The organism is Vibrio sp. 2033 (genome assembly GCF_033339735.1).
In genome coordinates this window covers 1-588 of the sequence record NZ_JAWOVC010000589.1, presented here as the reverse complement: position 1 = coordinate 588, position 588 = coordinate 1, and the positions used below count along the sequence as shown (strand labels likewise).

General features: G+C 44.7%; 1 protein-coding gene and 1 pseudogene. Both read left to right on the top strand.

The features are described 5' to 3' along the window. A pseudogene (gene murD, locus R7P74_RS27950) lies at positions 1-278 on the top strand (UDP-N-acetylmuramoyl-L-alanine--D-glutamate ligase); the annotation flags it as partial. Between the two features lie 18 nt (positions 279-296). Beyond that, positions 297-588, top strand: a 292-nt coding sequence (locus R7P74_RS27945) for an FtsW/RodA/SpoVE family cell cycle protein (RefSeq protein ID WP_318123931.1), incomplete at its 3' end; no start/stop codon positions are given.

The window sequence follows — 588 nt, the reverse complement described above, 5'->3', positions numbered from 1 at the left end:
GTGTCGGTAAAGGCGCGGACTTCACGCCATTAAAACCGATCTTTGCAACGCTTAACCTACAACTGTGCTGTTTTGGCCTAGATGGCGATGATTTTATGCCACTACATGAGTCAGCAATCCGTTTCAACACCATGGAAGATGTGATTCAACAAATATCTTCGCAGTTAAAATCTGGTGATATGGTGATGCTGTCTCCCGCATGTGCTAGCTTTGATCAATTCGACAATTTTATGGCAAGAGGCGATGCATTTGCTGTTCTTGCTCAGAAATATGCATAACTAAAGGTTACTCGTTTCGTGGGTTTAAGTAACGTTAAACACAACATTGGTAATTGGCTTAAGCATCCAGCGCCAGAAGCGCTGTTTGATCGCCAGTTGGTGTGGATTGCGTTGGGTTTGATGTTGACTGGTTTGATTATGGTGACCTCTGCGTCTTTCCCAATCAGCTCACGATTGACCGATCAGCCGTTCCACTTCATGTTCCGTCATGCCACCTTCTTAGTGTTGGCGATCGGGACCTCTGCGGTGATACTTCAAGTACCTTTAGAGCAATGGTTTAAGAAAAGTCATTACTTGCTTTGGGTCTCAT